The sequence below is a fragment of the Streptomyces sp. NPDC046909 genome (genome assembly GCF_040644695.1).
Classification (GTDB): domain Bacteria; phylum Actinomycetota; class Actinomycetes; order Streptomycetales; family Streptomycetaceae; genus Streptomyces.
On record NZ_JBEYXC010000019.1, the window covers coordinates 82,032 to 107,751 of the forward strand.

The window sequence follows — 25,720 nt, forward strand, 5'->3', positions numbered from 1 at the left end:
CCTCGGAGTCGAGCTCGGAGTCGAGCTCGGAGTCGAGCTCCGCGTCGAGGAGGCGGTCGTGTTTCCCGTCGAGCTTGACGAGCTTGAACTGCGGCGTCGTGCCATGGCGGGCGTCCTGGGTGGTGTGTGGAGGAGGCGGGTGGAGGAGTGGGGTGAGGGAGTGGGTGAAACGAGTGAGGTGAGGGGTGTACTGAGCCTACAGAGATCTTATGTACGCCGTCGAAGGTCGTCCCGCCCTGTGGATAACTCTGCTCGTCCGGACGCCGGGATTCCTCACCACCCGCCCGATAAGCCCGAGTTGCCCCTAGCCGCCCACCTCCCCATCGCACCATTCGCAACCGCCACGCGACACCCTCACGTTCCCCACACAATCCCCTACGACCACTCAAAGGGGCATTACCTACCCCTGATAGCTTCGTTCCCCGTTGCACACGAAGCCGACTCCAGGGGGAACCTCCGTGGCCCGCCGCGCCCTGCCCATCACCGCCGCCGCGTTCGCCACTACGGCGGCACTTCTGCTCACCGCGTGCGGCGGGGGCGGCGATTCGTCCTCGGATGACATCAAGGGGGCGGACACGGGGTCGAGCAGTCCGTCGGCCTCCGCGTCGGCATCGGCGTCGCCCGCGGCGGACAGACCGGACGTGAGCCTCCCGGAGGATTTGGACCTGGTCTTCGACTTCGAGAAGCCGTCGGACACGGACAGCGCGGCCGCGCTCGCGGACGCCGAGAACTACATCCGCGCCCTGAACCACGGCATCACCGAGCAGAACCCCGACGACCCCGCCTTCCAGTACTACTCCGCGGGAGACGCGGCCCGGTACGCGAACTCCCAGATCAAGGAGTACGTGAAAGGCGGCTGGACGCTCACCGGCACGGACCGCTACTACCGCGCGGAGACCAGCGCGGCCGGCGACTCGAAGACGGTGAAGCTCGTGAACGTCACCTTCTGCGAGGACCAGTCCAAGGTCTTCGGCAAGGAAGTGAAGAGCGGAAAGGTCCTCGAAAGCGAGAACGCCGAGGGCAGCGCCGCCAATTACCTGAAGTTCAGCCTCGTCATGGCGTCCGCGAAGAGTTCGCCGGTTTGGCGCGCCCAGCAGATCACCGTCACGGAGAAGGCAACGGAATGCAAGGAGTGACCGCCGGCCGCCGCACGACATGGCTCCTCGCCCTCACCACGGGCGCCCTCGTCTGGACGGCGGGCGCCGTCGGCACCGCGTACGCCGCCAAGCCCGTGCCCGGCGGCCACGACACCACCGAGGGCGGCGCCGACGGCAAGACCCTGCTGGCCTCCGCCGGCCAGTCCCGGATCAAGGTCACCCAGGTCAGCGGACCCACGGGCGGCAAGCGCGGCGCGGTCTCCTCCGTGGACGTCAACTGGAAGCCGCCGGCCTGCTGGTACGAACCGGTCTTCACCCCCGCATCGCTGAAGAACTTCTCGGAGACCAACGGCGTGGGGGACGTCGGCATCCATGAGTACTGGGCCGGCAAGGACCTCTGGACCGACTACTTCCGCGACGAGAAGTCCACGATCAACTACTTCGAGAACGGGAAGACGGTCGAGGGCTACAAGAACTACAACCTCGGCCAGGACGGCTACTTCTGGCGCAGCGTCGCACCCGACATCTCCGACCCGGACTCCTGGGACTGCACCCGCCTCATGTTCTGGCAGCCCGCGGGCCAGATCCCCAAGATCGCCCACGCTCCCACACCCGAGACGCTGGCCGACTACGCCTACAACAAGATCGAGGTCCCCGACACCGAGATCGAGCTGAAGCCGACCACCAAGTCCACGGTGAATCTGCCCACTTGGGTCTGGCTGGACAAGGGCACCTTCCAGGAGGTCAAGGTCCGCGCCGAACTCCCGGACACGGGCCTGTGGGCGGAGACGACGGCCAAGCCGGTCGCCCTGCATCTGGACCCCGGCACGGAGGAAGCCGAGACGTACCCCGCCTCCGGCGACTGCGAGATCAACGCCGACGGCTCCATCGGCACCCCGTACGAAAAGGGCAACGCCGACCGGACCCCGCCCTGCGGCATCCGCTACCTGAAGGCGACGGACGGCGAGCCGTACCGGCTCAAGGCCTCCATCACCTGGCAGATCTCCTGGCAGGGCTCGGGCGGCACCGGCGGTGATCTGCCCGACGGCACGTTCGAGACGACGCAGGACATGACCGTCCAGGAGATCCAGGCGATCAACCGCTGACGGAATCCCGGCCCGCCCCCGTCAGCTCCCCCGTCAGCTCCCCCGTCAACTCCCCACCATGACAAGAGAAGAGAGAGCCCGATGACTGCCCGTCCCCGCACCCGCCTGACCCTGTCCGCGCTCGGTGCGGTCGCCGCCGTCACCCTCACCGCGTGCGGCGGGTCCGGCTCCGGCGACACGTCGTCCGACGCGAAGGCGTCCACGAGTCCGGCCGCCCCCAAGGGCGCGGTGACTCCGGCGGAGGCATCGAAGATCGTCGACGCCTACGAGAAGGTCAACAGCAAGGCGAACGCGACCCAGGACGAGAAGCTGCTGAGCACGGTCGAGGGCGGCCAGGTCCACGAGCAGAGCAAGTCGGACTACACGACGTTCAAGACGTGGTCGAAGGAAGACCAGCAGGACTACAAGAAGCCGTTCACCTACACCGACCGCGAGTACTACATCCCGGCGGACGAGGACTGGTTCGCGGTGAAGGCCACCGCGAGCGGCACGAAGACGCCGGGCATGTTCGTCTTCGCCAAGGAGAGCAAGGAGAGCACGGGCACCGGCGCCTGGAAGATGGTGTCGGCGATCTACTCCGACACCCCCATCCCGAAGATCGACACCAGCAACGACGGCCTGGCCACCGCCGTCACCCCCACCACCCGCGTGGGCACCCTCGCCCCGAACGACATCAGCGCCGCCTTCGAGGACCTCTACGCCACCGGCGGCAAGAAGGCCGCCACGGCTCTCACGCAGACCACCGAGCCCGCGAAGTCAGCCCTCAAGACCTACAAAGAGCGCAACGACGGCAACCTGTCCCAGTACGCGACGAAGAACTTCTTCGCGAAGACCCCGGCCTACGACACGACGTACGCCCTCCGCCTCGCCGACGGCGGCGTACTGGCGATCGTCCCGACCTCCCACACCTCGGAGACCCTGCTCAAGGAGAAGTACCGAAGCGCGTTCACGATCACCCCGAACGACACGGAGTCCGTCTACGACCCCACCAAGCGCGTCATCATCACCGACACCTTCCAGGGCATCCTCCTCGCCACCCTGCCCAAGTCCGGCAAGCCGTCGGTGATCGCGAGCGAGTACGGGATGACGGACTCGAAGTGACGCCCTAGCGTGCGGGCGGGTCTTCGGCGAACAGTTCCCCCGCGTCCGTCGCGTCCAGCGTCCGGACCGCCCACACCCTGAGCTGCTCCGGGTCGGAGCAGGAGTTCACACGGGCGCGGATCTCGTCGGTGACCGCCAGGGAGCCCGAGTCCACGAGTGCCAGGACGAGTTCGGCGAGCCGGTCCAGCGGCCAGTCGTCCTCGGCGGTCATCTCGACGTACGCCCGCAGGAAGACGGGGTGCTGGAACAGGAGCGTGAGCGGGCACGTGGATACGTCATGACACTCGCCGTGACCTTCCGCGTGCCCGGCGAGCCCGTCAGCCGCGGTCATCGGCGAACAGGTCCTCCGCCCGGCTCGCGTGAACCGCCCGCTGTGCCCAGATCTCCAGCTGGTCCAGGTCCGAGCACGCTTCCACCCGGTAGCGGACGAAATCCGGAACCGTGATTCCGCGCCACTCAAGAATGCGCAGGGTCATCGCGGCACGATCCTCGGTCCGGCCCTCTTCTCTTCCCTCTTCCCGGCCCTCTTCCCGCACCTGCTCGGCAACCTCGTGCCGGAAGAAGTAGTTGATCGGCATCATCAGTTCCTTCCAGATCTGCTTGGCCTGGGCATCGACCAGGCAGGACTCTACGAACTGCGCGATCATCACCGCGCTGTCGCTATCAGTGGTCTCCAGAGCCGCCGCCAACGGTCTCAGTATGGCAGCGGCGCCCGGCCCCTTACCATGCGTCATCGCCGAGAACGCCGCGAGGAACACATCCCGCCGCGCCTCCTCCTCGCTGGTGATGAGCGGTACGTTCTCGGGGCTCAGCACGAGCGGTCGTACGGTGAGCGAGTGCCAGCCGGGCAGCCCCAGGCGGATCGGCCGGGCCGCCCAACGGGCTGTGGCCCTGCTTTGGGTGAGCACGATCAGCACCGGCTCCCAGCGGTACTTCGCGTACAGGTAGCTCAGGTAGTAGGCCCAACTGCTCCGCTTGTCGTCGTCCCGCGCCCCCTGCGCCTCGACGACCAGCAGATACACCCCTTCATCCGTCTCCGCCCGAAGCAGCGTGTCCACGCGACGCTCGATCGGCTCGATCTCCGTGAGATCCGCGTTCAGGACGGCGAAGTCACGTGGCTCCGGGATGGGGATATGCAGCACATGCTGAAGGGTGCGCGTGAAACCCGCCGGATCCTTCTGGCTGAACCGGTGCAACCCTTCATGCGGTGACCCGACCATCAGCTCTCCTTTCCATACGACGTGATCAACGAGCTACACCGCGACCAGGTCACACCACACGTACTTCCCCCGGTTCCCGTTCCGCGCGAGCGGCTGCCACCCCCAGAGGTCGGCGTGCGCCCGCACGAGCGCCAGCCCCCGCCCCTCCTCCATCTCCACCAGCCGCTCCAACTCCCCCGGCGGCTCCGGCGGTTCAGGGCTCGCGTCCCATGCCCCGATCCGCAGCACCCTGCCCGACCGACGCACCCGTAGCGCGGCGGGGCCTTTCGTATGCCGTACGGCGTTGGAGACCAGCTCCGTCGCGAGGAGTTCGGCGACGTCGACGAGGTTGATCAGGCCGTGCATGGTGAGGATGAGGCGGAGGGTGCGGCGGCAGATGGGGACGGCTCGGGGGTCGTTGGGGATGTAAAGGGAGTACTCCCAGTCGGTGGTTTCGGGCATGCGTGAGCTCCGTTCGGGGTCGTGGGGGTGCGGTCGGCGGGCGGTGGCAGTGCCGCAGCCGTCGTGGCAGGACGGAGTGGTGCGCTTCCGGGGTCCCGGGTGCCGCAGAGTGTGCGTCGCATCACCGACGGTAGATATAAATCTATAGATTGAGCAAGCCGATCGCGTAATCTGACGCCGAACGAGTCGCGTCCGTGGGCGCGTTGAACCGAGGAGCGGGCGAGAGTTTTGAGGCGCGAACCGACGGCACGCCAGGCACGTCTGGCCACTGAACTGCGCAGGCTCCGCGAGGCGGCGGACCTCAACGCCCGCCAGGCGGCGGAACTGCTCGGAGTGAGCCCCGCCCAGATCACCCACATCGAGTCCGGACTCGCGGGAGTGAGCGAGAAGAGGCTGCACCTGCTGGCCGCCAACTACGCCTGCACGGACGCCGAGTTGATCGAAGCACTGGCAACCATGGCGACCGACCGGACCCGCGGCTGGTGGGAGGAGTACCGAGGCTCACTTCCCACGGCGTTCCTGGACCTGGCCGAACTGGAGCACCATGCCACGTTCCTTCACGAGGTCCAGTTCCTGTTCATCCCCGGCCCGCTCCAGACAGAGGACTACGCCCGAGCCGTCTACGCCTACAGGGTCCCCGAACTCCCCGCCGAGGAGCTGGAGTTGCGTGTCGAGCACCGCATGCGCCGCAAGGTGATCCTCGAAGGCCCCGACCCCACACCGTACGAAGCCGTCATTCACGAGGCGGCCCTGCGCATCATGGTGAGCGACCGCGCCACGTCCCGGGCCCAGCTCGCCGGGATCCTGGACGCCTCCGACGCGGACCACGTGACCGTACGGGTCATCCCCTTCAGCCTGGAGGGCTTCGCCGGCGCCGCGAGCGCGATGACCTACGCGGGCGGCCCCCTCCCCCAGCTGGACACCGTCGTACGGGACGCACCGCACGGCGCTGCCTTCGTCGACGCCGAAGCCCAACTCAGCGCCTTTCGAACGCTCTTCCGTAAAGTGGAGGCCGTATCGCTCGACCCCGATCGGTCGCGCGACTTCATCCACAAGTTGGCGCAAGAGCTGTGAGGCACCCCATGGACACCCCCGACGCCTGGCGGAAGTCGTCCTACTCCGGCCCCGGCGACGGCGACTCCTGCGTGGAGATCGCAGACCGGCGTACCCAAGTGGCGATACGTGACTCCAAGTACCCCACGTACGGCAGCCTCTCGTTCCCCCCGGCCGCCTTCGCCACCTTCATATCCACCCTCAAGACCGAAACCGCCGCCAAGCCTTCCCCGCGTCCTCAGCCGCGTACGTGACATTCAGCCGCCACGTCTCCACCTTGTCCCACACCCTCACCGCGACCTTCCGCCACTTGAACCACAGCGGCAGATCCCGGTGCGGCACAAAGGTCAGCGTGTCGTCGATCGCGGGCTCGGCGGCACCGCGGTGCCCCGCCGCCCGCAGCGCCGCGTAAAGCTCCGGCGTCAGCGCGCCGTTGAGCCGCGCAGCGGTACCCGCCGCGGTGAACGCATACCCCCGCTGATCCCTCTCCGGCAGCCCCATCGCACGGACGATCCGCGGCGACGCCTCCTCCAGCGAGCAGTTGAAGGCCAGCCCGATCACCGCCGTACCGAGATGCCGCTCGCCGCGCTCGAACGCGGCGTCCCACTCCTCGGGGTCAGACAGACCCAACAGACCCTCGCCGCTCTCCCACATGTCTTCAGGCATGTCTTCAGGCATGTCTTCAGACACTGCCCAGCAGATCCGCCAGCCCACGCTCCAACGCCGGTTCCAGGGGCTCCCCGCCCGGCTCCGTGACCTCGTACGAGCGCAGCAGGAAGCGATGCAGCGCGAGCGTCTCGAAGAGGACGACGGCCACGCCCTCCGGCGCGCGGAACTCCACGGCCGTACGCCCCGTTCCGGACGGCCGGACATGGACGTTGCCCACCCCCGCCGCGCAGCCGATCCCCTCCTCCAGTAGTCCGCGGGCGAAGGTCCAGGTCACCTCGTCGCCGTCGAGGGAGATCCAGGGAGGGAAGACGAAGTGGACGGCGAGCGGGTCGGCGGAGGTGTAGCGGAGGGTGACGGGGACGGACAGTTCCTCGTCGTCGGCGGTGAGGAGGCGGGCGCCGGTGGGCTGTTCGAGGGCGAAGTACATGGTGGGAGTCTCCGAGGTGGATGGGGCTGACGGTGGCGATGCATGTGTATGAGCAGGGCCAAGGGCCTCTCATTACGCCGTTACGTGAGTGACGTGCGTCACTTTCCGGGACTGCTGAAACTTTGGTTGAAACTTTTGGCATCTAGGCTTACAAATCCTCCCCGCCCTAGCTGCAAGGCCCCTGGAGCGTTCCGCCATGCCCGACGTTTCCACCGCCGTCTCCGCCGACTCCGCCGTCTCCGCCTCCACGTACGCCCAGATCTACGAGGAGCAGCAACCGCGTCTCGTCGCGTACGCCCGCTCCCTCACCCGCAACGCCCACACCGCCGAAGACCTCGTCGCCGAGGCGCACTTCAGGGTGTGGCGGCGGCTGGCCGCTGGGCACGAGATCGACAACGTCCCGGCGTACCTGATGACAACGTTGCGCCACCTCGCGGGCGCCGCCGGGAGCGCCGTACGGGAGACCCCTCAGGACCCGCAGGCTCCCGGCGGCGAACAGGCCGAGGCGGGGCCGCACGGGGAGGACCCGGCCGAGCAGGTGTCCTCCGTCGACATGGTCGTGCGGGTGCTGGGGCAGTTGCCCGAACGCTGGGTCAAGGCACTGTGGTTGGCGGAGGCGGAGGGGCAGCCGCTGGCGGCGATCGGGCCGCAGCTGGGGACCAAGGAGGGCGCCACCGCCGTACTGCTCCACCGTGCGCGGGAGGGTATGCGGCAGGCGTTCCTGCGGACCCAGACCGGTGCGCCCGACGACCCCGCTTGCCAGGTCCATTGGGCCCGTATGCCCGCGTACGTGCGTGGCTCCGCGACGGACCGGCAGTCGGAGCGGCTGCTGGGACACGTCGACGCCTGCGACGACTGCCGCGCCCGGCTCGCGGCCCTCATGACCGCCAACGACCGGCTCCCCGCACTCGTCGGACCCGCCCTCCTCGTCTTCGCGGTCGGCGGCGGCGCCGGGAAGTTCCTGCTGGCGTTCGGCGGCGGCACGGCAACCGCCTTCAGCGGTAAGGCCGGTGGGTTCCTGGGCGGGGTGCGGCACTCGACCCTCGGCGGCACGAAAGCCGCGGCCGCCGCGGGTGCGGTCGTCGTCGGCACCGCCGCCGTGTTCCTCGTCCTCGGGCCCCTCCAGTCGGACTCCGGCCCGGCTCAACGGGTGCCGGTCGCGGAGGCGCCTGCGGTTCCTGTGCCGGTGGTGGAGGAGCCGGTGGACGAGGAGAGTGGCGGCGGCGCGAAGGAGGGTGTGCGGGACGTCCCGAGTGACACGGTCACGGTGGTGCGGGCCGAGGGGTCCGGCAGCAGCACGGTTGTCGTCTCGGTCGAAGGCGGTCGTACGGCCGCTGCGGCGCCGGGGGATGACGGGGAGAGCGGGGCCGGGGCGGAGGGCGACGGGGGCTCGGACGGTACGGCGACGCCTGCGCCGGAGGAGCCTGCGCCTGCGCCGGAGCCATCCGAACCGTCGACTCCGGCCGGGCCCGGCGAGGTCATACCGCCCGACGACACGGAACCGGCGGCTCCGGCAACCCCGACCCCGGCCCCTGACCCGGTCCCTGCGCCTGCCCCTGACCCGGTCCATGCCCCTGACCCGGTCCCTACGGCTCCCCCGGCTCCCTCGGCTCCCTCGGCTCCCGTGGAGGATCCGCCCAAGGACCCGACACCCCCTGCCGACAGCACCCCCGAGCCCGCGCCGACACCGGAGCCTGCGCCTGAGCCCACGCCGGAGCCGGTAACTCCCGCAGATCCCCAGCCCGTTGAGCCCGTTGAGCCCGTCGAGGATCCCGCGCCCACCCAGCCCGGGGACGGCTGCGAAGACCAGCACAGCCCCTCGCACGACGAGCGAGGGCACGACACGGAGTAGACGCTTCTCGGCGTAGACGCTTCCCGTTTCCCCGGCGAACCTCGTCAGCCGACCTGGTTCTCCGCCACTGCCTGGCCGTGGACGACGACGTCACCGCCGTAGAACATCCCCGTGAACACCGGGGAGTACGTCAATCGCACCTCGACCTCGACCTGGTTGACGTCCGCGGCCACGCAGTGGGTGCCGGCGATGTCCGCGCCGGACATGTCCATCTCGCGGGCGAAGGCCTTCACGCGGGCGTCGCAGTTCTGGTAGTTGATCGGGGCGTCGCCGCCCTCGTTCTCGTAGAGGGAATCGGTGTCTATGTCCTGGGCCGCGTAACGGGCCGCCTGTTCGGCTATGTCCGCCGCGCGTTCCCGCTTGGAGATGGACAGGCCGCCGTCGATCACGAAGGCCGACAGGGAGAGGAAGACGAGGGCGAAGATGATGACCGCGCCGGCGCCGGAGCCCCGGTCGTCGAGGTGGGCGCGGCGGGACTCCAGCCACGTACGGAGGGCAGCAGGCATCTTCGACTTGCTCAACTGGCTCAACGGGCCCCACGGGCTCAACTGGCTCATCCCGCCTTCCTCTTGAACGGGTCGAGCGGGGCCGTGAACGAACCCGACATCGTGCTCTTGATGTCCAGGCCCAGCATGGCCAGGCCCTTCACCTGGCAGCTGACCTCGACCGTGAAGAGGTCGGCGTTCGCGAAGCCCGCGCTGGTCTTGTTCACCGTGACCGGTCCTACGCAGACGTCCGTCAGATCCGCCTCGGCCGCCTTGCGGGCCTCCGCCATGGCGTTGCCTACGTCCCACTGGAGCGAGCCCGAGCGGGCGGCGTCCCTCGCGGCGCCGTCGATGGCTCCGCGGCCCTCCACCATCTGGCCGAAGGCCACCAGGACGAGGATGAACAGGATCATCACCGGGGCGAGGATCACCACCTCGATGGCGGAGAGCCCCCGGTCGTCGGCCATCCGACGCTTCAAGGACGTGAGAGAGAAGCGCATTTCTAGTTCTCGTTCTCCCTCACGAACCGCTCCACCGGCCCGACCGACTGCGCGTGCACCGTCAGGTCCAGTCCGGGGAACACCGAGGGGACTCGCGCCGTGATCTCCACGCCCACCGTGTTCTGCTCCGGCTGGACCATCTCCACGTTCGGCGACAGCACCAGGCTCGGGCCGAGCTGGGCGATGTAGTCGTCCACCACGTCCCGCGCCTTACCCCGCCACGCACCCGGCTCGTCGTGCGCCGTGGCACGGGCCTTGCGGGCACCGGCCTGGGCGGCCGCCTGGGCCACGTGGTCGGCGAAGAAGTACAGCGCGAACTGCACGGTGGCGAAGATCATGAAGAACAGAACGGGAGTGAGCAGCACGAACTCGATCGCCGTCATACCGGAATCGCCGCGCGTCGCGGCGGCTTCCCGTCGACGGCGTACCCATGCCCGCATGCGCTGCACCAGATCCCCGTGTCCTCGTTGATTGACGCTGCGTCAGCAGGTGCCGGACGCCTTGGCGCCGTCGATGCAGGTGCCGACCTTCGTCGCGCCCTTCTCCAGCGCGGCGTTGATGATCGCGGCCACCACGCCGACGATCGCCACGACGACCGCGGAGATGATGACCCACTCCACAGCGGAGGCACCGCGATCGAGCTCGCCGGAGCGAGCGCGCTGCACACGCCCCTGGAGGAAGGTGACGAGGAAGTCCACCGCCGGAATCCCGGTGTTGAAGTTCCGCTGGTTCATGGTCGTTGTCCTTTCGAGAGAATGAGTTCGAGAGAGAGACGGCTTCAGACCTGGAAGACGCGCATGGCCGCCGGGTAGATCAGGAACACCAGGAAGCCCGCGCACAGCAACAGCTGCGCCACGAGCATCGACTGTGACTTCTCGCCCGCACTGCCCTCGATCTCGGCCATCTCCCGGTGCCGCATGGTCTCGGCGCGGGAGGCGAGCGACTCACGGACCTTGGCCCCGTCGTCCGCCACCAGGGCGAGGGAGGCCGAGAGATCCTTCAGCTCCTCCACGCCCAGTTCCTCACCGAGCTGCCCGAGCGCCTGCCACTGACTGATACCGGTGATACGGGCGTCGGCGAGGGCGTTATGGATGCGCTGGTTGGCCCAGCCGTCCGATACGTCGGCCGCCGCCATCAGCGCCTCCGGCAGACCGCGGCCGCCGGCGAGACTCATCGACACGAGGTCGAGGTACGCGCCGATCACACGCCGCAGGTCGCGCCGCTTGTCGGCGGCGTCCCGCCGTACCTCCAGGTCGGGCAGGAAGAAGAACAGGGCCGCGAACAGCAGCGCCAGCCAGACCGGGATGATCGGGCTGGAGCCGAAGCCGAGCGTCCACACGATCGCGAACATGAACGGACCGAAGAACAGGCCCGCCGTAGCCAGCAACACCTTCGTCGCCAGGAACTTCTCCCAGCTACGGTCCAGCACAGCGAGGTCCGCGCGCAGCGAGCGCTGTTCCCAGCCCTGCTGCATGTAGAACTCGGCGACGCGCTGCCCGACATCGGCCCGGATGGAACCGAGGCGCCCCTTGTCGGCGGCGGCCCGGGGAGACTCGTAAGCCGTCCCCCGCGCCCGGAGCGCGTCGATCCGCGCGACCTGCGAGACCGCGCTGCGCTTGGTCGGCATGAGGGCACGGACAAGGACGTAGATGCCGAGGCCGATGACCGCGCCGACGACGACCGGCATGGTGATGTCACTCATCGGCGTACCCCCTCTTCCTGCGGCGACGGCTGCGACGACTGGGCTGCCTGGGCCGATTGGGATGGCGTGCGAGGACGTACGAACTGGACCGCCGACTCGTCCTTGACCAGGAAGCGTTCGGGCGTCTCGATGGTGGACAGCTTGCGCAGCCACCAGAAGCCGAGCGCGAACAGGGCGCAGACGAGGGCGAGGACGAGCTGTCCGACCGCGGTGCCGTACGGCTCCACGAACTCTCGGTTGAACACGGACAGTCCGAGGACGAAGGCGACCGACACGGCCACGACGATCTGCACCGAGCGCCGGGTGGAGGCGCGTTGGGCCATCACGCGCTGCCGCATGTCGACCTCTTCGCGCGCCGACTTGGCGAGCGCGCCGAGCACCTGGCGCAGACCGGGGCCGCGCAGCCGGGCGTTGAGGATGAGGGCCGCGACGATGATGTCGGCGGACGCGTCGTCGATCTCGTCGGCGAGGAGCTGGAGCGCGTCGGGCAGCGGGGTGCGGGCGCGCAGCCGGTCGACGAGCGCGTCGAGGTGCGGACGCAGCACGGGGGCCGAGGCACGTGCGGACGCCGGGATCGCCTGTTCCAGACCCACCGCGCCGGCGATGGTGTCACGCAGCGACTCCGTCCAACCGGCCAGCGCTTCCACGCGCTTCATCGCGGCGCGCTCCTCGGCGGCACCGCCGAACAGCCGGTCCCAGAAGAACACGAGCACTCCGGCCGCGATACCGGCCACGGCCCACTGGGTGAGCAGCAGCACGACGATCCCGATGATGGCGGCCAGCGACCCGCGCTGCCCCGCGAACCGGATCAGCTCGCTGGCCCGCTCGGCCGCCTTCTGCTTCTCGTGCTCCGGCTTGGCCGGCAGACCTCGTACGGCGACGAGGAACAGGGCGAGACCGCCGCCGACGGCGACACCGCAGCCGATCGAGTACAGGACCTCGGTGGAGAACAGCCCGCCCATGGAACCGAGCGAGTCGAGTGCGGCGAGATTCCGCGTCTGAGTCGTCATGGTCACCCCCACGCTCCCGTGGGCCGGTAGCCCTGTGCGATCAGGTCGTCCACGCAGGCGATGGGCGCGTGCGGCACGATCCGGCCGTCGTGCGCCTCGGCGAACACCTCGCTGGACAGCACGCGGCCGTCCACGCCGTTGACCTCGCGGATGGAGGTGACCATGCGCTGGAGGCGGCCGCCCGTCTGGTAGTTGTTGCGCCGCTGGATGAACACGACGAAGTTCACGGCACCCGCGATCAGCATCTGGCTGGCCTCGATGGGCAGTCGCTCGGAGGCCTGCAACGCGTACGTGGAAATACGGTTGAAGACCTCGCTGGAGCTGTTCGCGTGGATCGTGGAGAGCGAGCCGTCGTTGCCCTGGGACATCGCGTTGAGCATCGTCACGATCTCGTCGCCGAGGACCTCACCCACGATGACGCGGGAGGGGTTCATACGGAGGGATCGGCGGACCAGCTCGGCCATCGGGATCATGCCCTGGCCTTCGGAGTTGGGCAGCCGTTCCTCGAAGGCGACGACGTTGGGGTGGAGATCGGGGAAGGTGTCGAGCCCGAGCTCAAGCGCACGCTCGACGGTGATGAGTCGCTCGTGCGGCGGGATCTCGTTGGCGAGGGCGCGCAGCAGCGTCGTCTTACCGGCGTTGGTCGCACCCGCGATCATGATGTTCTTGCGGGCGCGGACCGCGCAGGCGAGGAAGTGCGCGACCTCGGGGCTCAGCGTGCCGTTGCCGACGAGGTCCGAGATGAAGACCTTGCCCATGCGCGCGCGGCGGATGGAGAGCGCGGGGCGCCGGGTGACGTCCATGACCGCCGACAGACGGGAGCCGTCCGGGAGGCGGAGGTCGAGCTGGGGGTTGGCGGAGTCGAAGGGGCGGGAGGAGAGGCCCGAGTAGGCGCCGAGGACCTGGATGAGCTCGATGAGCTCCTCGTCGGACTCGGCGACGGGGTCGCCCTTGACCTCGCGGCCGTCGGAGTAGCCGACGAAGACCTGGTCGTACCCGTTGATGTCGATGTTCTCGACGTCCTGGTTGTCGAGCAGCGGCTGGAGCCGCCCGACGCCGAAGAGCGCGGCGTGCACGGCGGCGGCGTACTGCTCCTCGGTCTCCGCGTCGAGGGGGGTGCGCCCGGCGTTGATCTCGGTGCGGGCATGGTCCTCCAGGATCTGGGCTATGACCGCGCGGGCGTAGTGCCGTTCGTCCTCGGGGGACATCGGGGTGACGCCGGACACCTGGTCCTGGCGCCGCTGCTCGGCGATCCGGTCGCCGGCGTCCTGCCGGAACCGCTTGACCAGTTGATGGTCGACAGCGGTCATCGGCCGGCCTCCGCATGGCCGGGCATCTGGCCGGGCGCCTGGCCATGCGTCTGGCTGTGCATCTGACCGGACATCTGGCCATGCAGCTGGCCGTGCTGGGCCTGGGTGGGTACGGACCAGGCGGCGCCGTACTGCTGGTAGAGGTCCGCGGTGACCTTGCGGGCGGAGCGGATGAGCAGCGACTTGTCGAGGCGTCCGCGCTTGCGCCCTGCCAACTGGTCGGCGCCGGCGGGGTCGTCGGCGATGGTGCCGACGACTCGGGCTCCGGTCTGGGCGTGCACGAGCATGTCGTTGACCTGGCCCGCGATTTTCGCCGCGTTGTTGGTGTCGGCGATGAGGACGACACCGATCATCGGGTTGCCCATGGTCGCGACGCCGCGCTGGCCGCCGTGCAGCTTGTTGCCGAGGGCGGCGGCACGGTCGCGGACGCGGGCGATGGCCTCCGGCTCGGTGCGGCTGATCAGCAGCACGAGGGCGGCGTGCGGGAAGAGGTCGACGGCGGGGGTGTCACCGGCGATGCGGCCGCAGTCGGCGATGACGTCGGCGGCGGCCTGCGGGGACTCGGCGAGCGCGGCGAAGGAGTGGCCGAGGGTGGGCCACAGGCCGGCGAGACCGGCGGCCTGCTCGGCGTTCCCGAGGCCGACGAGGACTTCGAGGCCGCCGCTCAACGGCTGGACGTGGTCCCAGAGTTGGTCGGGGACGAGGCCGCGCCGGGCGGTGGCGGCGATGGACAGCATGCCGGTGTTCGGGTTGAGCGGCCCGCCGTGCGCGGCGGCACTGCGGTAGACGAGGTCGCCGCCCGCCGGGTCGGTCTCCGCGAGCAGCACACGCCGCGGCCAGACCGCCGCGAGGGCGACGGCCGCGGTGGTGACGCCGGGAGAACCCTTGTCGGCGGCGAGAGCGATGAGCGCCATGGGGTCGGGGCCGCCTTCTAGTTGCTGCTGGGGACGAGGACGAGGACGACTGCGTTGGCGGCGGCGGCCTGGGCGAGGGCGGCGGCGTCGGAGGGGTCGACGGCCACGGTGATCCCCGTGTTCGAGCTGCTGACGATCTCGTCACCGCTCGCGGCATCCGGCACGGACGTCACGATCGCCTTCTCGGCGAGTACGGAGTTGTCGCTGCCCGACGTCGAGGCGGAGCTGTTGGAGCCGGACCCGCCGTCGGCGGCGCGGTAGGCGGCGACGACGTCACCCTCCTCCAGACCGGCCGGGAACTGGCCCGCCTTCAGGGAGAGACCGACGAGGGCCTTGCCCTGAGTGGCGCCCGTGTCATCACCGAACATCTCACCGACGGGCACGGCGCCCGCCGGGATCGCGTTGAGGGCCTTCAGCTTCTTCAGCGAGGCCAGCTGCTCCCACTTGATGTAGTGGATGCTGGAGTCCTCGGCGACCAGCACGGAGGTGACGTTGCTGTCGGTGACCGCTCCGCCGGCCGGGATCTCCTTGGTGACCTTGACGACCTCGACCCGGTCCCCGGCCTGCAGCACCAGCATGGTCGCCCCGAGGGCACCCACCAGAATCAACAGCACCGCCAGCGCGGCCAACGCCGGTTTGCGCTCGCGAGGAGGCGTGGGAAGCCGGTCACCGACCGAGGGTTGAGCCGGAGCCGCGGAACGACCGTGAGCCGCCCCCGAACGCTCTTGGATCTTCACGCAACCGCTCCCCGTACAGCCAAGAAATTGTCTGCCAAATTCCCTACGAAATGGGACACTTCACCCGCGCCTGCTCGATCCACGCGTTCTTCTCGATCTCCGCGGATAGCCATCGCCGGGGTGAGTGTCAAGCCATCGCACCGTATCAGCCGCACATAAGCCCCTCAAGGCGCGTCCGACGTCGCGCACATCACCCATCACCCCGTTATCCATCTGCAACTAAAGGCGCTGCTCGCCCAGTTACATCCGGCCCGGAAGCTTGCCGTCCGCTGTGCGTGAGCGAATCCGATTCCCGCCCTCCATCGTCCTCACGGGAGCCCCTTCGTCACGGTCCACCCATGAGGCCTGCACGATTCGCTCACGAGGGCCGGAAACCGCCGTGCCATGATCTTTGCTCGATTCACGCCCCCACAGAGCCACTTACCGATCCGCCGAGGAGTCCCCCCATGAAGCGCGCCGCGCTCCCCCTCTCCCTGCTCGCCCTCGTCACACTCACCGCGTGCGGCGGCGGAGACGGCGACACCTCGGACAAGACGGCCGCCGACAAGCCGAAGGCCACCGCCTCCCAGGCGAAGCAGGTCAGCCCGGCGGAGCGGCTGGCCGAACTCATGGTCACCAAGGCCGACGTCCCCGGCTACAACGTGGAGAAGCTCAGCGCCGAGTACGCGTTCGCCACCTCCGCGGACCAGGTGAGCACCGACAAGGCAAGCTGCAAGCCCCTGGCGCTGGCGATGAACCAGCTCCCCCAGGACGAGCCGGAAGCCGACCTCAGCCGGTACCTGTCGAAGAGCTGGAGCGACCCGAGCACGTACATCACGCTCGCCGCCTACACCACGGACACCAAGGCCGAGGCAGCCCTGACCGGCCTCCAGAAGGCCGTGGGCGCGTGCGGCGCGGGCTTCACCGCCAAGGCCGGCAAGAACACCAGCACCTACGGCTCGGTGACCGCCGAAAAGGCCATCACGAACGGGGCGCTGGCCTTCGCCTCGACACTCACCTACCAGGGCATCACCCACACCGTGCACACGGAGGCCGTCCGCGACGGCGACGTCCTCGCCGTCTACTTCGGCGTCAACGGCGGAGCCATCGCCCAGGGCAGGCCGAGCGACGCCAAGCTCTCGGCGGCGGGGCTGAAGGCACAGAACGCGAAGCTGGGCTGATCACGCCTCACCCGGTCGGGTGATCCAACGCCGTACACCGGACCGGGCCGGCACCACCTACCTACCGTCCGTTCCATGGTCACCTCATCCCACGAGGCGATGCACCGCATCTTCCAGGAGGACCCGGGCGTCTTCGCCCGGACCTTCCGGCGTCTCGACCTCCCTCTCGCCGACTTCCCGGACCCGGTCGCCGTGTCCCTGCTGCCGAACGACCTCACGGAGATCCAGCCGACCGAACGACGCGTCGACACCCTCCTGAGAATCGACGCGACCTCGGGCGAGAGCCACCTCCTGATCATCGAGGCACAGGGCAAGCCAAACCCGAAGAAGCCCAGCAGCTGGGCCTACTACGTGGCGCACCTGCGCGAGAAGTACGGCATCCCACCGGTCCTGGTGGTGACGTGCCAGGACCGAAGCACGGCCAGGTGGGCCGAGAAGCCCATCGTCATCGGCCCCGCCTTCTGGCCCACGCTCACCCTCCGCCCGCTCGTCCTCGGCCCGCACAACGTCCCCGTCATCACAGACCCTTCCGCCGCCGCCCGCGACATCCCGCTCGCGACACTCAGCGCCATCACACACGCCAAGGACCCGAACGCCCCTGCCATACTGAAAGCCCTGGCTGTAGCCCTGAAAACGATCGACGAGGACACCGCCAGGATCTTCGCCGAGCTCACCGAACTCGGCCTCGGCAAAGCCCTGGCCGCCGAGACCTGGAGGCAACTGATGGCCGTCGACCTCTCCTTCTTCCGCTCCGAGACCTCCCAGCGCCTGCGCGCCGAAGGCCGCGTCGAAGGCCGCGTCGAAGGCCAGGCCGAGAGCCGAGCCGAGGACATCCTCCTGATCCTCACCACCCGCGGCCTCGACGTCCCGGACGCCGTACGCGAACGCATCAGCACCTGCACGGACCTGGACACCCTCCGCGCCTGGCTCACCCGCGCCGTGACCGCGGAGACGGCGGAGGACCTGTTCACGGAAGCCGACGGCTGAGGCCCCCATCGGAACGACCTCCCGCACCCTGCCGACCCTGCCGGGCCCGCAGGGTGCGGGAGGCGCCCCAAGTCCAGTGACGCGGCGCGCACACGCACCTCACCGACCGTCCCGCCGCCGCTGTCCGGCGTAGAAGAGCACCCCGCCGGTCACCACGAACAGTCCCCCGGTCAGGCCGAGGGTGAGGGCATCGAGCTTCCGCTCCCCAGGACGGGCCTCCACCCAGGGGTCGAGCACCCCGAGCGGATCCTCGAACACGACGACGAGCTGCCCCGCCTCGAACTGCCCATGACAGTTCTGGCGGGCGGACAGGTCCCACACCTCGCCCGACGTGGCGACGACCCGGCACACATCCAGCACGGTGCTCCGCTTGACCCCTCGCTTCTCCCCGGTGTCCACGACGGCGGCGACCGTCTTCTCGCCCGCCTGCTTCAGATACGTCTCGTAGAAGGCGGGCCCCGCGAACAAGCTCAGCGCGAACACCGCGGCGGTCGCGAGCACCGCGGCCCCGGCCCGGTGCCAGACGCCTCCGGCGAGGATCGCGGCGGTGGCGGCCAGGCCGCAGATGATGACGACGCCGATCCAGAGACCGCCGTACGGATACTGCGTGACGACACCAGCGAGCACCGAGAGGAGGGGGAGGAGCAGGGCCCACTTGACGCTGTTGCGCGTAGGACGCGGGGTGAGGCGCAGCCCCAGGCCCAGGCCCCCGGTTTCCAGACCGCCGCCTCCCAGACCGCCGCCTCCCGAACCGCCGCCTCCCGAACCGCCGGCTCCCGGACCGCTGCCTTCAGGACCGCCGCCTCCCGAACCGCCGCCTCCCGAACCGCCGGCTCCCGGACCGCTGCCTTCAGGACCGCCGCCTCCCGGATCTACGGTCGATATGTCGTGAGTGCCCATGCGTGCGCGCGTTCCCCGTGAGTCGGCCGGCCGTTGCGAACCCGCACCTTACCGGCCTGAACGGCCCGCCCGGTCACCGCTGCCGGGCCGCCCGGCTCTTCCCTTTCCCTCTCTTCCTCAACTTCCGCATCCGCTCCCGCCGTTCCGCCTCCTGCGCCTCCAAGACGCCCCGCCACCACCACCGCCAGAGGTACCCGAGCCCGCCCGCGACAACGGCGTACGCCAGGAAGGCGGGCCCGGTCCCAGGGACGTACTCGCACGCCGACGACCGGCAGTTCTTGCCGGGCAACCCGCTGAACAGCAACACGAACGGCCCCAACGCCGCGCCCCAGCACACGACACCCCCCACCCAGCGAGCGACCCGCAACGACCGCCCCTGGACCCACTTGTTCACGGCCCCGTCCACCCCGAAGACCGCGGTCCCGCCGACCCACCCGAGCACGCTGACCACCCCCAGCGCACCCCCGACCGCCCAAGCCCCACCGGGCAGTTCGACGAACTCCTCGATCAAGTCCCGCTCGACCCGCCGCCCGACGCCGAAGACCAGCAGAAGTACGCCGAACCCCGCGACGAGGAAGAGCAGGAACCCCACAACCCCCACCCCGCCCCGCACCCGACCCCGACCCCGGCTCGGACCCTGCCCCTGAACCCGATCCCGTCCACCGCTCACGCCAACTCCCCACCCAAGGCCCTCAAGTCACGTCTCACAGGCGCCACTCACCCACCTGTTCCCAGGATTTAACCTCCGCCCTCTTGGCGCCTCCACTTCTACGCGCGTAACTTGAGCCAACTCCCCACGGGTCCCCCCACACCCCCGCTTCAAGTACGGCCGTATCGCCGCACTGCCGTACCGCCCCGCACCACCCGCCGTACTGCCCGCCGTACCACCCCGTACCGCCCCCGGGCGTCCGATCCGAGGAGACCGCCAGCGTGTCCAGCCCCGATGGAAGAAGCAGCCGTACAGGAAGAGGCCCGCGTACCCGGCGTGCCACGTACCCCCTGATATCCGTGGGCGCGGTAGGCGCACTCGCCCTGACCGCCCTCCCCGCCTGGACCGCCGCCGCGACCCCGTCGGCGACCGCGGTCATCTCCGAGGTGTACGGCGGCGGAGGCAACTCGGGCGCGACGCTGACCCGGGACTTCGTCGAGCTCGCCAACGCGGGCTCCGAGGTCTTCGACCTGTCCGGCTACAGCGTCCAGTACCTCCCGGGCTCGGCCTCGGCCAGCTCCCTCTGGCAGGTCACGTCCCTCAGCGGCTCCCTCGCGGCCGGCAACCGCTACCTGATCGGCGAGGGCACCGGCACCGGCGGCACGACCGCCCTCCCCACCCCCGACGCCTCCGGCTCGATCGCGATGAGCGCCACCACCGGCACCATCGCCCTCGTCTCCGGCACCACCGCCCTGACCTGCAAGACCGCGGCGGACTGCACGGCCGACAGCCGGGTCCTCGACATCGTGGGATACGGCACCGCGGTCGTCCGCGAGGGCAGCGGCCCGGCGACGGGCGCCTCCAACACGGCGTCCGTGGCCCGCCCCGAGTCCCTCGCAGACACGGACGACAACGCGACGGACCTCACGGCCGGCACCCCGACGCCGTACAACTCGGCGGGCCAGACGGCCGATTCGGGCAGCGGCGACGGCGGCGGCAGCGGTGGCGGTGGCGGTACGACGGACCCGGGCACCGTCCGCGTCCACGACATCCAGGGCACGACCCGCCTCTCCCCGTACGCGGGCAAGGCGGTCACCCGTGTCCCCGGCATCGTCACGGGAGTCCGTACGTCGGGCTCGAAGGGTTACTGGATCCAGGACCCGGAGGCGGACACCGACGCCCGTACCAGCGAGGGCATCTTCGTCTACACGGGTTCGGCGGTCCCGACGGTGTCGGTCGGCGACTCGGTCCTGGTCACCGGCAAGGTCAGCGAGTACTACCCGGCCAGCGGCCAGCAGTCGGTCACCGAGATCACGGGCCCGGTCGCGACGGTCCTGTCTTCCGGCAACACGGTCCCCGAGCCGGTCGCCTTGGACGCCACAACAGTCCCCGACGCGTACACACCCACCGCCGACGGCGGCATCGAGTCCCTCCCCCTCGAACCCACCACGTACGCCCTCGACTTCTACGAATCCCTGGAGGGCATGCGGACGACGTTCTCCGACGCGCGCGTGACCGGCGCGACGGACGCGTACGACGAGCTGTGGGTCACGGTGAAGCCGGACGAGAACCCGACGAAGCGCGGCGGCACGATCTACTCCTCCTACGACGGCCAGAACACGGGCCGGGTCGAGGTCATGTCGCTGGACAAGACGACGGACTTCCCGGTGGCGGACGTGGGTGATGTGCTCTCCGGCGTCACGACGGGCCCCCTCGACTACTCCACGTACGGCGGCTACAACGTCCAGGCCACGCAGCTCGGCACCCTCACCGACAACGGCCTGAAGCAGGAGATCACCCGCCGCCAGAAGGGCGACGAGCTCGCCGTAGCGACGTACAACGTCGAGAACCTCGACCCCTCCGACGACCAGGCCAAGTTCGACCGCCTCGCCGAGGGCGTCGCGGTGAACCTCAAGTCCCCTGACGTCGTTGCCCTGGAGGAGATCCAGGACGACACCGGCGCGACCAACGACGGCACGGTGACGGCGGAGGCGACGCTGACCAAGTTCACCGACGCCATCGTCGCGGCCGGCGGCCCGCGCTACTCCTGGCGCTACATCTCCCCCGAGAACAACCAGGACGGCGGCGAGCCCGGCGGCAACATCCGCCAGGTCTTCCTCTTCAACCCCAAGCGGGTCTCCTTCGTGGACCGCGCGGGCGGCGACGCGACGACCGCGACCTCGGTGGTGAAGACGAGAAAGGGCGCGACCCTCACGTACTCCCCGGGCCGCATCAACCCGACGAGCGACGCGTGGGACAGCAGCCGTAAGCCGCTGGTGGGCGAGTTCCTCTTCCACGGCGAGTCGGTCTTCGTCATAGCCAACCACTTCAACTCCAAGGGCGGCGACCAGTCCCTCCACAGCCGCTACCAGCCCCCGACCCGCAGCTCGGAGACCCAGCGCGCCCTCCAGGCGGCGGAGGTGAACACCTTCGTCAAGTCCCTCCTGACGGCCGACAAGGACGCCAAGGCGGTGGTCCTGGGCGACCTGAACGACTACGAGTTCTCGAAGACGGTCACCACTCTGACGGACGGCGGAGTCCTGAAGGACCTCGTCACCACCCTCCCCACCGCCGAGCGCTACACCTACGTCTACGACGGCAACTCCCAGACCCTGGACCACACCCTGACGACCCCGGCCGTCACCCACTTCGACTACGACGTGGTCCACATCAACGCGGAGTTCTCGGACCAGGCGAGCGACCATGACCCGCAGATCGTGCGGATCGACGTGGGGCGGTGCCGGGGCGGCCACTGACCCCAACGACGCGCAGCGGCCCCGCACTTGGACGGACTCTCACCGTCCGGGGCGGGGCCGCTCCCCGTACGTCGTCAAGAACTCTTCATCTCAGTCTTCTCAGTCTTCGGTGAACTCTTTCTGGACGCAGATGTCAGTACCGGTCCGGCACAGCTTCATCATGTACTTGGCCACATAGGGAACGACGTTGTAGTCGAAGTAGTCGCAACCGGCGTCACCACCATCCGACTTCGTCTCCTTCAGCTGCCATCCGGCCGTGTACATGTACAGCTTCCCGGTCACGCTGTGCCCATCGGCCCGCTTGTCGCACACCCGGAACGTGTCGGGGTCGGGGTCGAGATGCGTCATCGTGCCGAGCGTGTGCCCACTGCGCTTCAACGTCAACGTGGTGTCCGCGGCGCTTGCCGTCCCCGTCGCACCGACGACGAGTACGAGGGCCCCGGCCATCGTGAGCACCCCGTGCACCACTCGGTTCTTCAGCATTCCATCTCCATGTGCCGTGTCAGCAGTTCGCAGTTCCCGGTACTGCAGCCTGCAACTCTAGATCGCCACGCCGAGCACGGCCGGGAGACCTTTGCGCGGTCTCCCGGCGGCGTACGGCTGCGGGCCGACCTGGGGCAGGCCTACTGCTCGTCGGGGGCGGGGTCTGCGGCTTCGGGGTAGGCGACGAAGGTGCCCTTGGCGGGGAGGGTGACTACGAGGCCGCGTTCGCGGAGTTCGCGGGTGGCACGGCGAGCGGTCAGATGAGCCACTCCGTACTCCGCGGCGAGATCACGCTCTCCGGGGAGTCGGGCGCCGGGCCGGAGCTCCCCCTTGGCGATCCGGTCGGCGATGTGGTCGGCCATCTGCATATAGACGTACGCGATCTTGTTCGGGTCGATCGGCGACTGACCTGATTCCGGCGTCATATCGAACAACGTACGACAGTATCCAGTTACACGGACGAGTGGAGTGCGCCCAACCGCTATACACCTCCCACATGCACCCAGTAGCGTGCCTGTCACAAAAGAGACCCCGGCGACGGAGGGAAGCCGTCCCGGGGCATGGCCAACGCTACTGAGGAGCGTCAACGTGCTGGACCTTACCGTCCGGGCCCTCGCCTGGATCCTGACCCTGTGCACCCCGCGCCCGAGGGGCCGCCACCGCCTGGGCGCGCTGCCGCCCCTGCGCTACCTCCCCACCCCACCGCCTCGCCACCTCCAGCGGGCCCGCCGCCGGGCCGCCTGGCTGGCCACCCTGGGCATCGACGTGGGCCCGACGTGCATCCACGGCGTCCACCTCCCGGCGGGGGTGACGCGATGAGCCGCCCGGCGCTGCGCATGTGCGCCCGCTGCGAACGTACGACAGAGGAACCGGTCCTGGTCCACGAGGTCCACGCGCCGACGGGCCCGGGCTTCAACGTGTACGCCTGCCGGGAGTGCGCACCCCATTACCCGCCCCAGCCGGACGTACTGGACCTCATGGAGCCCGCCCACCGCCGCTCCCGCCTCACCCTGCGCATCTACCGGCTCGACGCCGAGGGAACGGTGACCGAGGACCGGGGCAGGCTGGAGTTCATCGCCGGCGGCCGGGCGGAACCGGTGCCGTGGACGTCGGCGTATCCGCCGTGCGCATGCCCGAGATGCGGGACGCCGCGATAGCGAACGGAACGCCCGCAACGACGGCCCGGGCGCGTCTCGTCAGACCGTCCGAGGCCGTCGCCCGTTTGGGCACGATCAGGACACAGCTCACACCAACAGACACCCCATACGACCGGAATTGCCCACGTTCACAGGGAAGTTCGCTCTGGCGAAACCGAGAACCCCACCGATACCGTCAGATCTCTTGACTGAACTTATGTCTCACGGGGAGTTCACTGTGAAGCGCCGTACTTTGCCCGTTGCTGCCGCGCTCGCGGCAACGGCCGCACTGCTGTTGACGGCCTGCGGCAGCGGGGACGACAACTCCAAGGACAACGACAAAATCGCGGGCGCCGACCAGGGCTCGGAGACTCCGAAGGCCTCGGCGTCGGCTTCGGGAGCCCCGGCGGAGGACAAGCCGGACGGGGTGGATGTGTCGCTGCCCAAGGACATGAACCTGGTCTTCGACTGGGACAAGCCGAAGGACAAGAACGAGGCTGCGGCGATGGACGATGCCGCGAACTACATCCGGGCCATCTACCACGGCGTCGTCAAGCGCACGGCCGACGATGCAGGTGTCGTCGCCTACTCCACCGGCGACGGACTGCACTACGCGCAGGTGCAGATCAACGAGAGGGTCAAAGGTGGCTGGACGGCGACCGGCACCCGACGCCACTACGACGTCAGCACCCGGTCCACCACGAACGGCAGCGCCGTGGAAGTCTCGTTCTGCGTGGACTCAAGCAAGTTCTACGGCAAAGAGGTCAAGACCGGAAAGGTCCTGAAGACCACGCCCAGCATCACGGACTTCGGCTACTTCAAAATCATCATGGTCAAGGTCCCCACGGCCGACAGCCTGTGGCAGGCGTCCAAGGTGTACGTCCAGGAGAAGGCGGCGAAGTGCCAGTGAGCAGGTCAGGACGCACGCTCCTCGACGCCGCAGCGCTGGCCCTGGCCTTCGGCATCGTCGCCCTCGCAGCACCGGCCTATGCCGGGGAGTCACCAGGCTTCGGTGACGGCGGCACGACAGAACAGTCGGGCGGTGGCGACTCGACCGGCATCTACGCCGCCGCGAAGATCCAATACTCCGGCTCCGTCGCCAAGAACGGCAGTACCGGCAACGTCAGCTCTTCCGACGTCAACTGGACGCCCCCGTCCTGCTGGTACGCCCCCTACCTCGGCGCCAAGGACTTCAAGAAGAAGATGACCGAGGACTTCGAGAAGGCCAAGAACACTCCAGGCATGAATGGGACCGCAGGCGCGGCGACAGCCGAGGAGCAGCGCCACTACGAGGACGGCTTCGGCTGGACCGACACCCCCGGCTACAAGGACTACAACGTCGACAAGGACGGCGAGGGGATGTTCTGGGCCGGCGTCGAGAACCCCAACGAGCCGGACGCCCTGAAGCGGATGGCGTGCAGCGACCTCCCCTTCTGGGTCGAGAACGGCGAAGCCCCACCGGCCCAGTACGAAGAGGCGATCAAGCCGGAGATCCTCGCCGCCCTCGCCTACCAGCACATGGAACTCCCCGACACCGAGGTCACCCTCGCCCCCAAAGCCGTCACAAAGGTGAACCTGGCGACCTGGGCCTGGCTCGACAAGGCCACCTTCAACGAGGTCCAGGCCACCGCAGCCATCAACGTCCCCGGCTTCAACATCCAGGCCACCACCACCGCCAAGCCGGTCGCCCTCAAGATCGAACCAGGCACCGAGGACGCGCAGACCTACCCCGCCTCCGGCGAGTGCACCATCAACGCTGATGGCTCCATCGGCGAACCCTGGGCCAAGGGCAAGTCCGACGAAACCCCGCCCTGCGGCCTCAAGTACCTCCGCTCCTCCGGCGACGGCACCTACAAACTCCGCGCCACCATCACCTGGGACATCGCCTGGACCGGCACCGGCGGCACCGGCGGCGACCTCCCCAACGGCACCTTCGGAACCACCCAGGACATCACCGTCCAGGAAATCCAGGCCGTAAACCGCTGAATCGCCACCACAGTTCACAGCTGAGCCTCACGCCCACGC

31 protein-coding genes are annotated in these 25,720 nt (G+C 69.0%); 13 read left to right on the plus strand and 18 right to left on the minus strand.

The window, feature by feature from the left end:
• Window positions 1-458: 458 nt before the first annotated feature.
• The 3 genes from ABZ928_RS43505 to ABZ928_RS43515 all read left to right on the plus strand — a co-directional run bounded on the left by ABZ928_RS43505 (window position 459) and on the right by ABZ928_RS43515 (window position 3,304).
• Window positions 459-1,136, plus strand: a complete 678-nt coding sequence (locus ABZ928_RS43505; RefSeq protein ID WP_361532131.1) for a hypothetical protein — start codon at window positions 459-461, stop codon at window positions 1,134-1,136.
• A complete protein-coding gene (locus ABZ928_RS43510; protein WP_361532134.1) occupies window positions 1,124-2,203 on the plus strand; it encodes a hypothetical protein in 1,080 nt (359 codons plus the stop codon). The genes ABZ928_RS43505 and ABZ928_RS43510 overlap by 13 nt, the downstream gene beginning before the upstream one ends.
• Before the next feature lie 81 nt (window positions 2,204-2,284).
• A complete protein-coding gene (locus ABZ928_RS43515; RefSeq protein WP_361532137.1) occupies window positions 2,285-3,304 on the plus strand; it encodes a hypothetical protein in 1,020 nt (339 codons plus the stop codon).
• Window positions 3,305-3,308: 4 nt separating this feature from the next.
• Here the strand turns inward: ABZ928_RS43515 and ABZ928_RS43520 are convergent, their stop codons facing one another.
• The 3 genes from ABZ928_RS43520 to ABZ928_RS43530 are packed head-to-tail and all read right to left on the minus strand — an operon-like array spanning window position 3,309 to window position 4,965.
• Complete coding sequence (locus ABZ928_RS43520) at window positions 3,309-3,635, minus strand: hypothetical protein (RefSeq protein WP_361532140.1); 327 nt, start codon at window positions 3,633-3,635, stop codon at window positions 3,309-3,311.
• Window positions 3,622-4,524 carry a hypothetical protein gene (locus tag ABZ928_RS43525; protein ID WP_361532143.1) on the minus strand — a complete coding sequence of 301 codons (903 nt, stop codon included), beginning with the start codon at window positions 4,522-4,524 and terminating at the stop codon, window positions 3,622-3,624. The genes ABZ928_RS43520 and ABZ928_RS43525 overlap by 14 nt, the downstream gene beginning before the upstream one ends.
• Window positions 4,525-4,557: 33 nt before the next feature.
• Complete coding sequence (locus ABZ928_RS43530) at window positions 4,558-4,965, minus strand: ATP-binding protein (protein ID WP_361532146.1); 408 nt, start codon at window positions 4,963-4,965, stop codon at window positions 4,558-4,560.
• Between the two features lie 228 nt (window positions 4,966-5,193).
• On the opposite strand from ABZ928_RS43530, the gene ABZ928_RS43535 reads away from it, so the two are divergent.
• Both ABZ928_RS43535 and ABZ928_RS43540 read left to right on the plus strand, forming a co-directional pair.
• Window positions 5,194-6,039 (plus strand): helix-turn-helix transcriptional regulator, encoded by an 846-nt coding sequence (locus ABZ928_RS43535; protein WP_361532149.1) that lies wholly within the window; start codon window positions 5,194-5,196, stop codon window positions 6,037-6,039.
• Window positions 6,040-6,047: 8 nt separating this feature from the next.
• Window positions 6,048-6,272, plus strand: coding sequence for a DUF397 domain-containing protein (locus ABZ928_RS43540; RefSeq protein ID WP_361532152.1), 225 nt, complete (start codon window positions 6,048-6,050; stop codon window positions 6,270-6,272).
• On the opposite strand, the gene ABZ928_RS43545 is transcribed toward ABZ928_RS43540, so the two are convergent.
• Window positions 6,220-6,684, minus strand: coding sequence for a hypothetical protein (locus ABZ928_RS43545; protein WP_361532643.1), 465 nt, complete (start codon window positions 6,682-6,684; stop codon window positions 6,220-6,222). The two genes, ABZ928_RS43540 and ABZ928_RS43545, sit on opposite strands and share 53 nt — an antisense overlap.
• Window positions 6,685-6,700: 16 nt before the next feature.
• On the minus strand, window positions 6,701-7,114 hold the full coding sequence (locus tag ABZ928_RS43550; RefSeq protein WP_361532155.1) for an SsgA family sporulation/cell division regulator: 414 nt from the start codon (window positions 7,112-7,114) through the stop codon (window positions 6,701-6,703).
• Between the two features lie 196 nt (window positions 7,115-7,310).
• On the opposite strand from ABZ928_RS43550, the gene ABZ928_RS43555 reads away from it, so the two are divergent.
• On the plus strand, window positions 7,311-8,966 hold the full coding sequence (locus ABZ928_RS43555) for a sigma-70 family RNA polymerase sigma factor (RefSeq protein WP_361532158.1): 1,656 nt from the start codon (window positions 7,311-7,313) through the stop codon (window positions 8,964-8,966).
• Between the two features lie 44 nt (window positions 8,967-9,010).
• Here the strand turns inward: ABZ928_RS43555 and ABZ928_RS43560 are convergent, their stop codons facing one another.
• The 9 genes from ABZ928_RS43560 to ABZ928_RS43600 are packed head-to-tail and all read right to left on the minus strand — an operon-like array spanning window position 9,011 to window position 15,624.
• Entirely contained in the window at window positions 9,011-9,472 is a 462-nt protein-coding gene (locus ABZ928_RS43560; RefSeq protein WP_361532645.1) for a pilus assembly protein TadG-related protein, read from the minus strand.
• 47 nt (window positions 9,473-9,519) lie between these two features.
• Complete coding sequence (locus ABZ928_RS43565) at window positions 9,520-9,918, minus strand: TadE/TadG family type IV pilus assembly protein (protein WP_361532161.1); 399 nt, start codon at window positions 9,916-9,918, stop codon at window positions 9,520-9,522.
• A gap of 35 nt (window positions 9,919-9,953) precedes the next feature.
• A complete protein-coding gene (locus tag ABZ928_RS43570) occupies window positions 9,954-10,391 on the minus strand; it encodes a TadE family protein (RefSeq protein WP_361532164.1) in 438 nt (145 codons plus the stop codon).
• Window positions 10,392-10,433: 42 nt separating this feature from the next.
• Window positions 10,434-10,685: a hypothetical protein gene (locus ABZ928_RS43575; RefSeq protein ID WP_361532167.1), complete on the minus strand. Its 252-nt coding sequence runs from the start codon at window positions 10,683-10,685 to the stop codon at window positions 10,434-10,436.
• Window positions 10,686-10,729: 44 nt separating this feature from the next.
• Window positions 10,730-11,653, minus strand: coding sequence for a type II secretion system F family protein (locus ABZ928_RS43580; RefSeq protein WP_361532170.1), 924 nt, complete (start codon window positions 11,651-11,653; stop codon window positions 10,730-10,732).
• A complete protein-coding gene (locus tag ABZ928_RS43585; protein ID WP_361532173.1) occupies window positions 11,650-12,663 on the minus strand; it encodes a type II secretion system F family protein in 1,014 nt (337 codons plus the stop codon). Before ABZ928_RS43585 ends, ABZ928_RS43580 begins: the two co-directional genes overlap by 4 nt.
• 2 nt (window positions 12,664-12,665) lie before the next feature.
• Window positions 12,666-13,973, minus strand: coding sequence for an ATPase, T2SS/T4P/T4SS family (locus tag ABZ928_RS43590; RefSeq protein WP_361532176.1), 1,308 nt, complete (start codon window positions 13,971-13,973; stop codon window positions 12,666-12,668).
• On the minus strand, window positions 13,970-14,887 hold the full coding sequence (locus ABZ928_RS43595) for a hypothetical protein (RefSeq protein WP_361532179.1): 918 nt from the start codon (window positions 14,885-14,887) through the stop codon (window positions 13,970-13,972). The genes ABZ928_RS43590 and ABZ928_RS43595 overlap by 4 nt, the downstream gene beginning before the upstream one ends.
• Before the next feature lie 17 nt (window positions 14,888-14,904).
• Window positions 14,905-15,624: a hypothetical protein gene (locus ABZ928_RS43600; RefSeq protein WP_361532182.1), complete on the minus strand. Its 720-nt coding sequence runs from the start codon at window positions 15,622-15,624 to the stop codon at window positions 14,905-14,907.
• A 446-nt stretch (window positions 15,625-16,070) separates the two neighbouring features.
• Between ABZ928_RS43600 and ABZ928_RS43605 the strand changes: the two genes are divergently transcribed.
• The gene (locus tag ABZ928_RS43605) at window positions 16,071-16,784 is read left to right on the plus strand and encodes a hypothetical protein (RefSeq protein WP_361532185.1); all 714 of its coding nucleotides are present in this window, start codon (window positions 16,071-16,073) and stop codon (window positions 16,782-16,784) included.
• Window positions 16,785-16,859: 75 nt separating this feature from the next.
• The gene (locus ABZ928_RS43610) at window positions 16,860-17,771 is read left to right on the plus strand and encodes a hypothetical protein (protein WP_361532188.1); all 912 of its coding nucleotides are present in this window, start codon (window positions 16,860-16,862) and stop codon (window positions 17,769-17,771) included.
• A 99-nt stretch (window positions 17,772-17,870) separates the two neighbouring features.
• On the opposite strand, the gene ABZ928_RS43615 is transcribed toward ABZ928_RS43610, so the two are convergent.
• Both ABZ928_RS43615 and ABZ928_RS43620 read right to left on the minus strand, forming a co-directional pair.
• Window positions 17,871-18,671, minus strand: a complete 801-nt coding sequence (locus tag ABZ928_RS43615; RefSeq protein WP_361532191.1) for a hypothetical protein — start codon at window positions 18,669-18,671, stop codon at window positions 17,871-17,873.
• Between the two features lie 73 nt (window positions 18,672-18,744).
• Entirely contained in the window at window positions 18,745-19,263 is a 519-nt protein-coding gene (locus ABZ928_RS43620) for a hypothetical protein (protein ID WP_361532194.1), read from the minus strand.
• Between the two features lie 416 nt (window positions 19,264-19,679).
• On the opposite strand from ABZ928_RS43620, the gene ABZ928_RS43625 reads away from it, so the two are divergent.
• Window positions 19,680-22,076, plus strand: a complete 2,397-nt coding sequence (locus ABZ928_RS43625; protein WP_361532197.1) for an endonuclease/exonuclease/phosphatase family protein — start codon at window positions 19,680-19,682, stop codon at window positions 22,074-22,076.
• Window positions 22,077-22,175: 99 nt separating this feature from the next.
• Here the strand turns inward: ABZ928_RS43625 and ABZ928_RS43630 are convergent, their stop codons facing one another.
• Entirely contained in the window at window positions 22,176-22,559 is a 384-nt protein-coding gene (locus tag ABZ928_RS43630) for a hypothetical protein (RefSeq protein WP_361532200.1), read from the minus strand.
• A 140-nt stretch (window positions 22,560-22,699) separates the two neighbouring features.
• Window positions 22,700-22,984, minus strand: a complete 285-nt coding sequence (locus ABZ928_RS43635) for a winged helix-turn-helix domain-containing protein (protein ID WP_361532203.1) — start codon at window positions 22,982-22,984, stop codon at window positions 22,700-22,702.
• 163 nt (window positions 22,985-23,147) lie between these two features.
• On the opposite strand from ABZ928_RS43635, the gene ABZ928_RS43640 reads away from it, so the two are divergent.
• From ABZ928_RS43640 to ABZ928_RS43655, 4 genes are all read left to right on the plus strand, one after another.
• Window positions 23,148-23,378 (plus strand): hypothetical protein, encoded by a 231-nt coding sequence (locus ABZ928_RS43640; RefSeq protein WP_361532206.1) that lies wholly within the window; start codon window positions 23,148-23,150, stop codon window positions 23,376-23,378.
• Window positions 23,375-23,716, plus strand: coding sequence for a hypothetical protein (locus ABZ928_RS43645; protein ID WP_361532209.1), 342 nt, complete (start codon window positions 23,375-23,377; stop codon window positions 23,714-23,716). Before ABZ928_RS43640 ends, ABZ928_RS43645 begins: the two co-directional genes overlap by 4 nt.
• A gap of 217 nt (window positions 23,717-23,933) precedes the next feature.
• Window positions 23,934-24,605 carry a hypothetical protein gene (locus ABZ928_RS43650; protein WP_361532212.1) on the plus strand — a complete coding sequence of 224 codons (672 nt, stop codon included), beginning with the start codon at window positions 23,934-23,936 and terminating at the stop codon, window positions 24,603-24,605.
• Window positions 24,596-25,681, plus strand: a complete 1,086-nt coding sequence (locus tag ABZ928_RS43655; RefSeq protein WP_361532215.1) for a hypothetical protein — start codon at window positions 24,596-24,598, stop codon at window positions 25,679-25,681. Before ABZ928_RS43650 ends, ABZ928_RS43655 begins: the two co-directional genes overlap by 10 nt.
• The last annotated feature ends 39 nt before the right edge of the window (window positions 25,682-25,720 follow it).

What these genes read in the sequence shown, in the direction of transcription:
- ABZ928_RS43510 (WP_361532134.1), top strand. Translation starts at nt 1,124, where the DNA reads ATGCAAGGAGTGACCGCCGGCCGCCGCACGACATGGCTCCTCGCCCTC.
- ABZ928_RS43515 (WP_361532137.1), top strand. Translation starts at nt 2,285, where the DNA reads ATGACTGCCCGTCCCCGCACCCGCCTGACCCTGTCCGCGCTCGGTGCG.
- ABZ928_RS43520 (WP_361532140.1), bottom strand. Translation starts at nt 3,635, where the DNA reads ATGACCGCGGCTGACGGGCTCGCCGGGCACGCGGAAGGTCACGGCGAG.
- ABZ928_RS43525 (WP_361532143.1), bottom strand. Translation starts at nt 4,524, where the DNA reads ATGGTCGGGTCACCGCATGAAGGGTTGCACCGGTTCAGCCAGAAGGAT.
- ABZ928_RS43530 (WP_361532146.1), bottom strand. Translation starts at nt 4,965, where the DNA reads ATGCCCGAAACCACCGACTGGGAGTACTCCCTTTACATCCCCAACGAC.
- ABZ928_RS43540 (WP_361532152.1), top strand. Translation starts at nt 6,048, where the DNA reads ATGGACACCCCCGACGCCTGGCGGAAGTCGTCCTACTCCGGCCCCGGC.
- ABZ928_RS43545 (WP_361532643.1), bottom strand. Translation starts at nt 6,684, where the DNA reads ATGCCTGAAGACATGTGGGAGAGCGGCGAGGGTCTGTTGGGTCTGTCT.
- ABZ928_RS43550 (WP_361532155.1), bottom strand. Translation starts at nt 7,114, where the DNA reads ATGTACTTCGCCCTCGAACAGCCCACCGGCGCCCGCCTCCTCACCGCC.
- ABZ928_RS43555 (WP_361532158.1), top strand. Translation starts at nt 7,311, where the DNA reads ATGCCCGACGTTTCCACCGCCGTCTCCGCCGACTCCGCCGTCTCCGCC.
- ABZ928_RS43560 (WP_361532645.1), bottom strand. Translation starts at nt 9,472, where the DNA reads ATGCCTGCTGCCCTCCGTACGTGGCTGGAGTCCCGCCGCGCCCACCTC.
- ABZ928_RS43565 (WP_361532161.1), bottom strand. Translation starts at nt 9,918, where the DNA reads ATGGCCGACGACCGGGGGCTCTCCGCCATCGAGGTGGTGATCCTCGCC.
- ABZ928_RS43570 (WP_361532164.1), bottom strand. Translation starts at nt 10,391, where the DNA reads ATGCGGGCATGGGTACGCCGTCGACGGGAAGCCGCCGCGACGCGCGGC.
- ABZ928_RS43575 (WP_361532167.1), bottom strand. Translation starts at nt 10,685, where the DNA reads ATGAACCAGCGGAACTTCAACACCGGGATTCCGGCGGTGGACTTCCTC.
- ABZ928_RS43580 (WP_361532170.1), bottom strand. Translation starts at nt 11,653, where the DNA reads ATGAGTGACATCACCATGCCGGTCGTCGTCGGCGCGGTCATCGGCCTC.
- ABZ928_RS43585 (WP_361532173.1), bottom strand. Translation starts at nt 12,663, where the DNA reads ATGACGACTCAGACGCGGAATCTCGCCGCACTCGACTCGCTCGGTTCC.
- ABZ928_RS43590 (WP_361532176.1), bottom strand. Translation starts at nt 13,973, where the DNA reads ATGACCGCTGTCGACCATCAACTGGTCAAGCGGTTCCGGCAGGACGCC.
- ABZ928_RS43595 (WP_361532179.1), bottom strand. Translation starts at nt 14,887, where the DNA reads ATGGCGCTCATCGCTCTCGCCGCCGACAAGGGTTCTCCCGGCGTCACC.
- ABZ928_RS43605 (WP_361532185.1), top strand. Translation starts at nt 16,071, where the DNA reads ATGAAGCGCGCCGCGCTCCCCCTCTCCCTGCTCGCCCTCGTCACACTC.
- ABZ928_RS43610 (WP_361532188.1), top strand. Translation starts at nt 16,860, where the DNA reads ATGGTCACCTCATCCCACGAGGCGATGCACCGCATCTTCCAGGAGGAC.
- ABZ928_RS43615 (WP_361532191.1), bottom strand. Translation starts at nt 18,671, where the DNA reads ATGGGCACTCACGACATATCGACCGTAGATCCGGGAGGCGGCGGTCCT.
- ABZ928_RS43630 (WP_361532200.1), bottom strand. Translation starts at nt 22,559, where the DNA reads ATGCTGAAGAACCGAGTGGTGCACGGGGTGCTCACGATGGCCGGGGCC.
- ABZ928_RS43635 (WP_361532203.1), bottom strand. Translation starts at nt 22,984, where the DNA reads ATGACGCCGGAATCAGGTCAGTCGCCGATCGACCCGAACAAGATCGCG.
- ABZ928_RS43645 (WP_361532209.1), top strand. Translation starts at nt 23,375, where the DNA reads ATGAGCCGCCCGGCGCTGCGCATGTGCGCCCGCTGCGAACGTACGACA.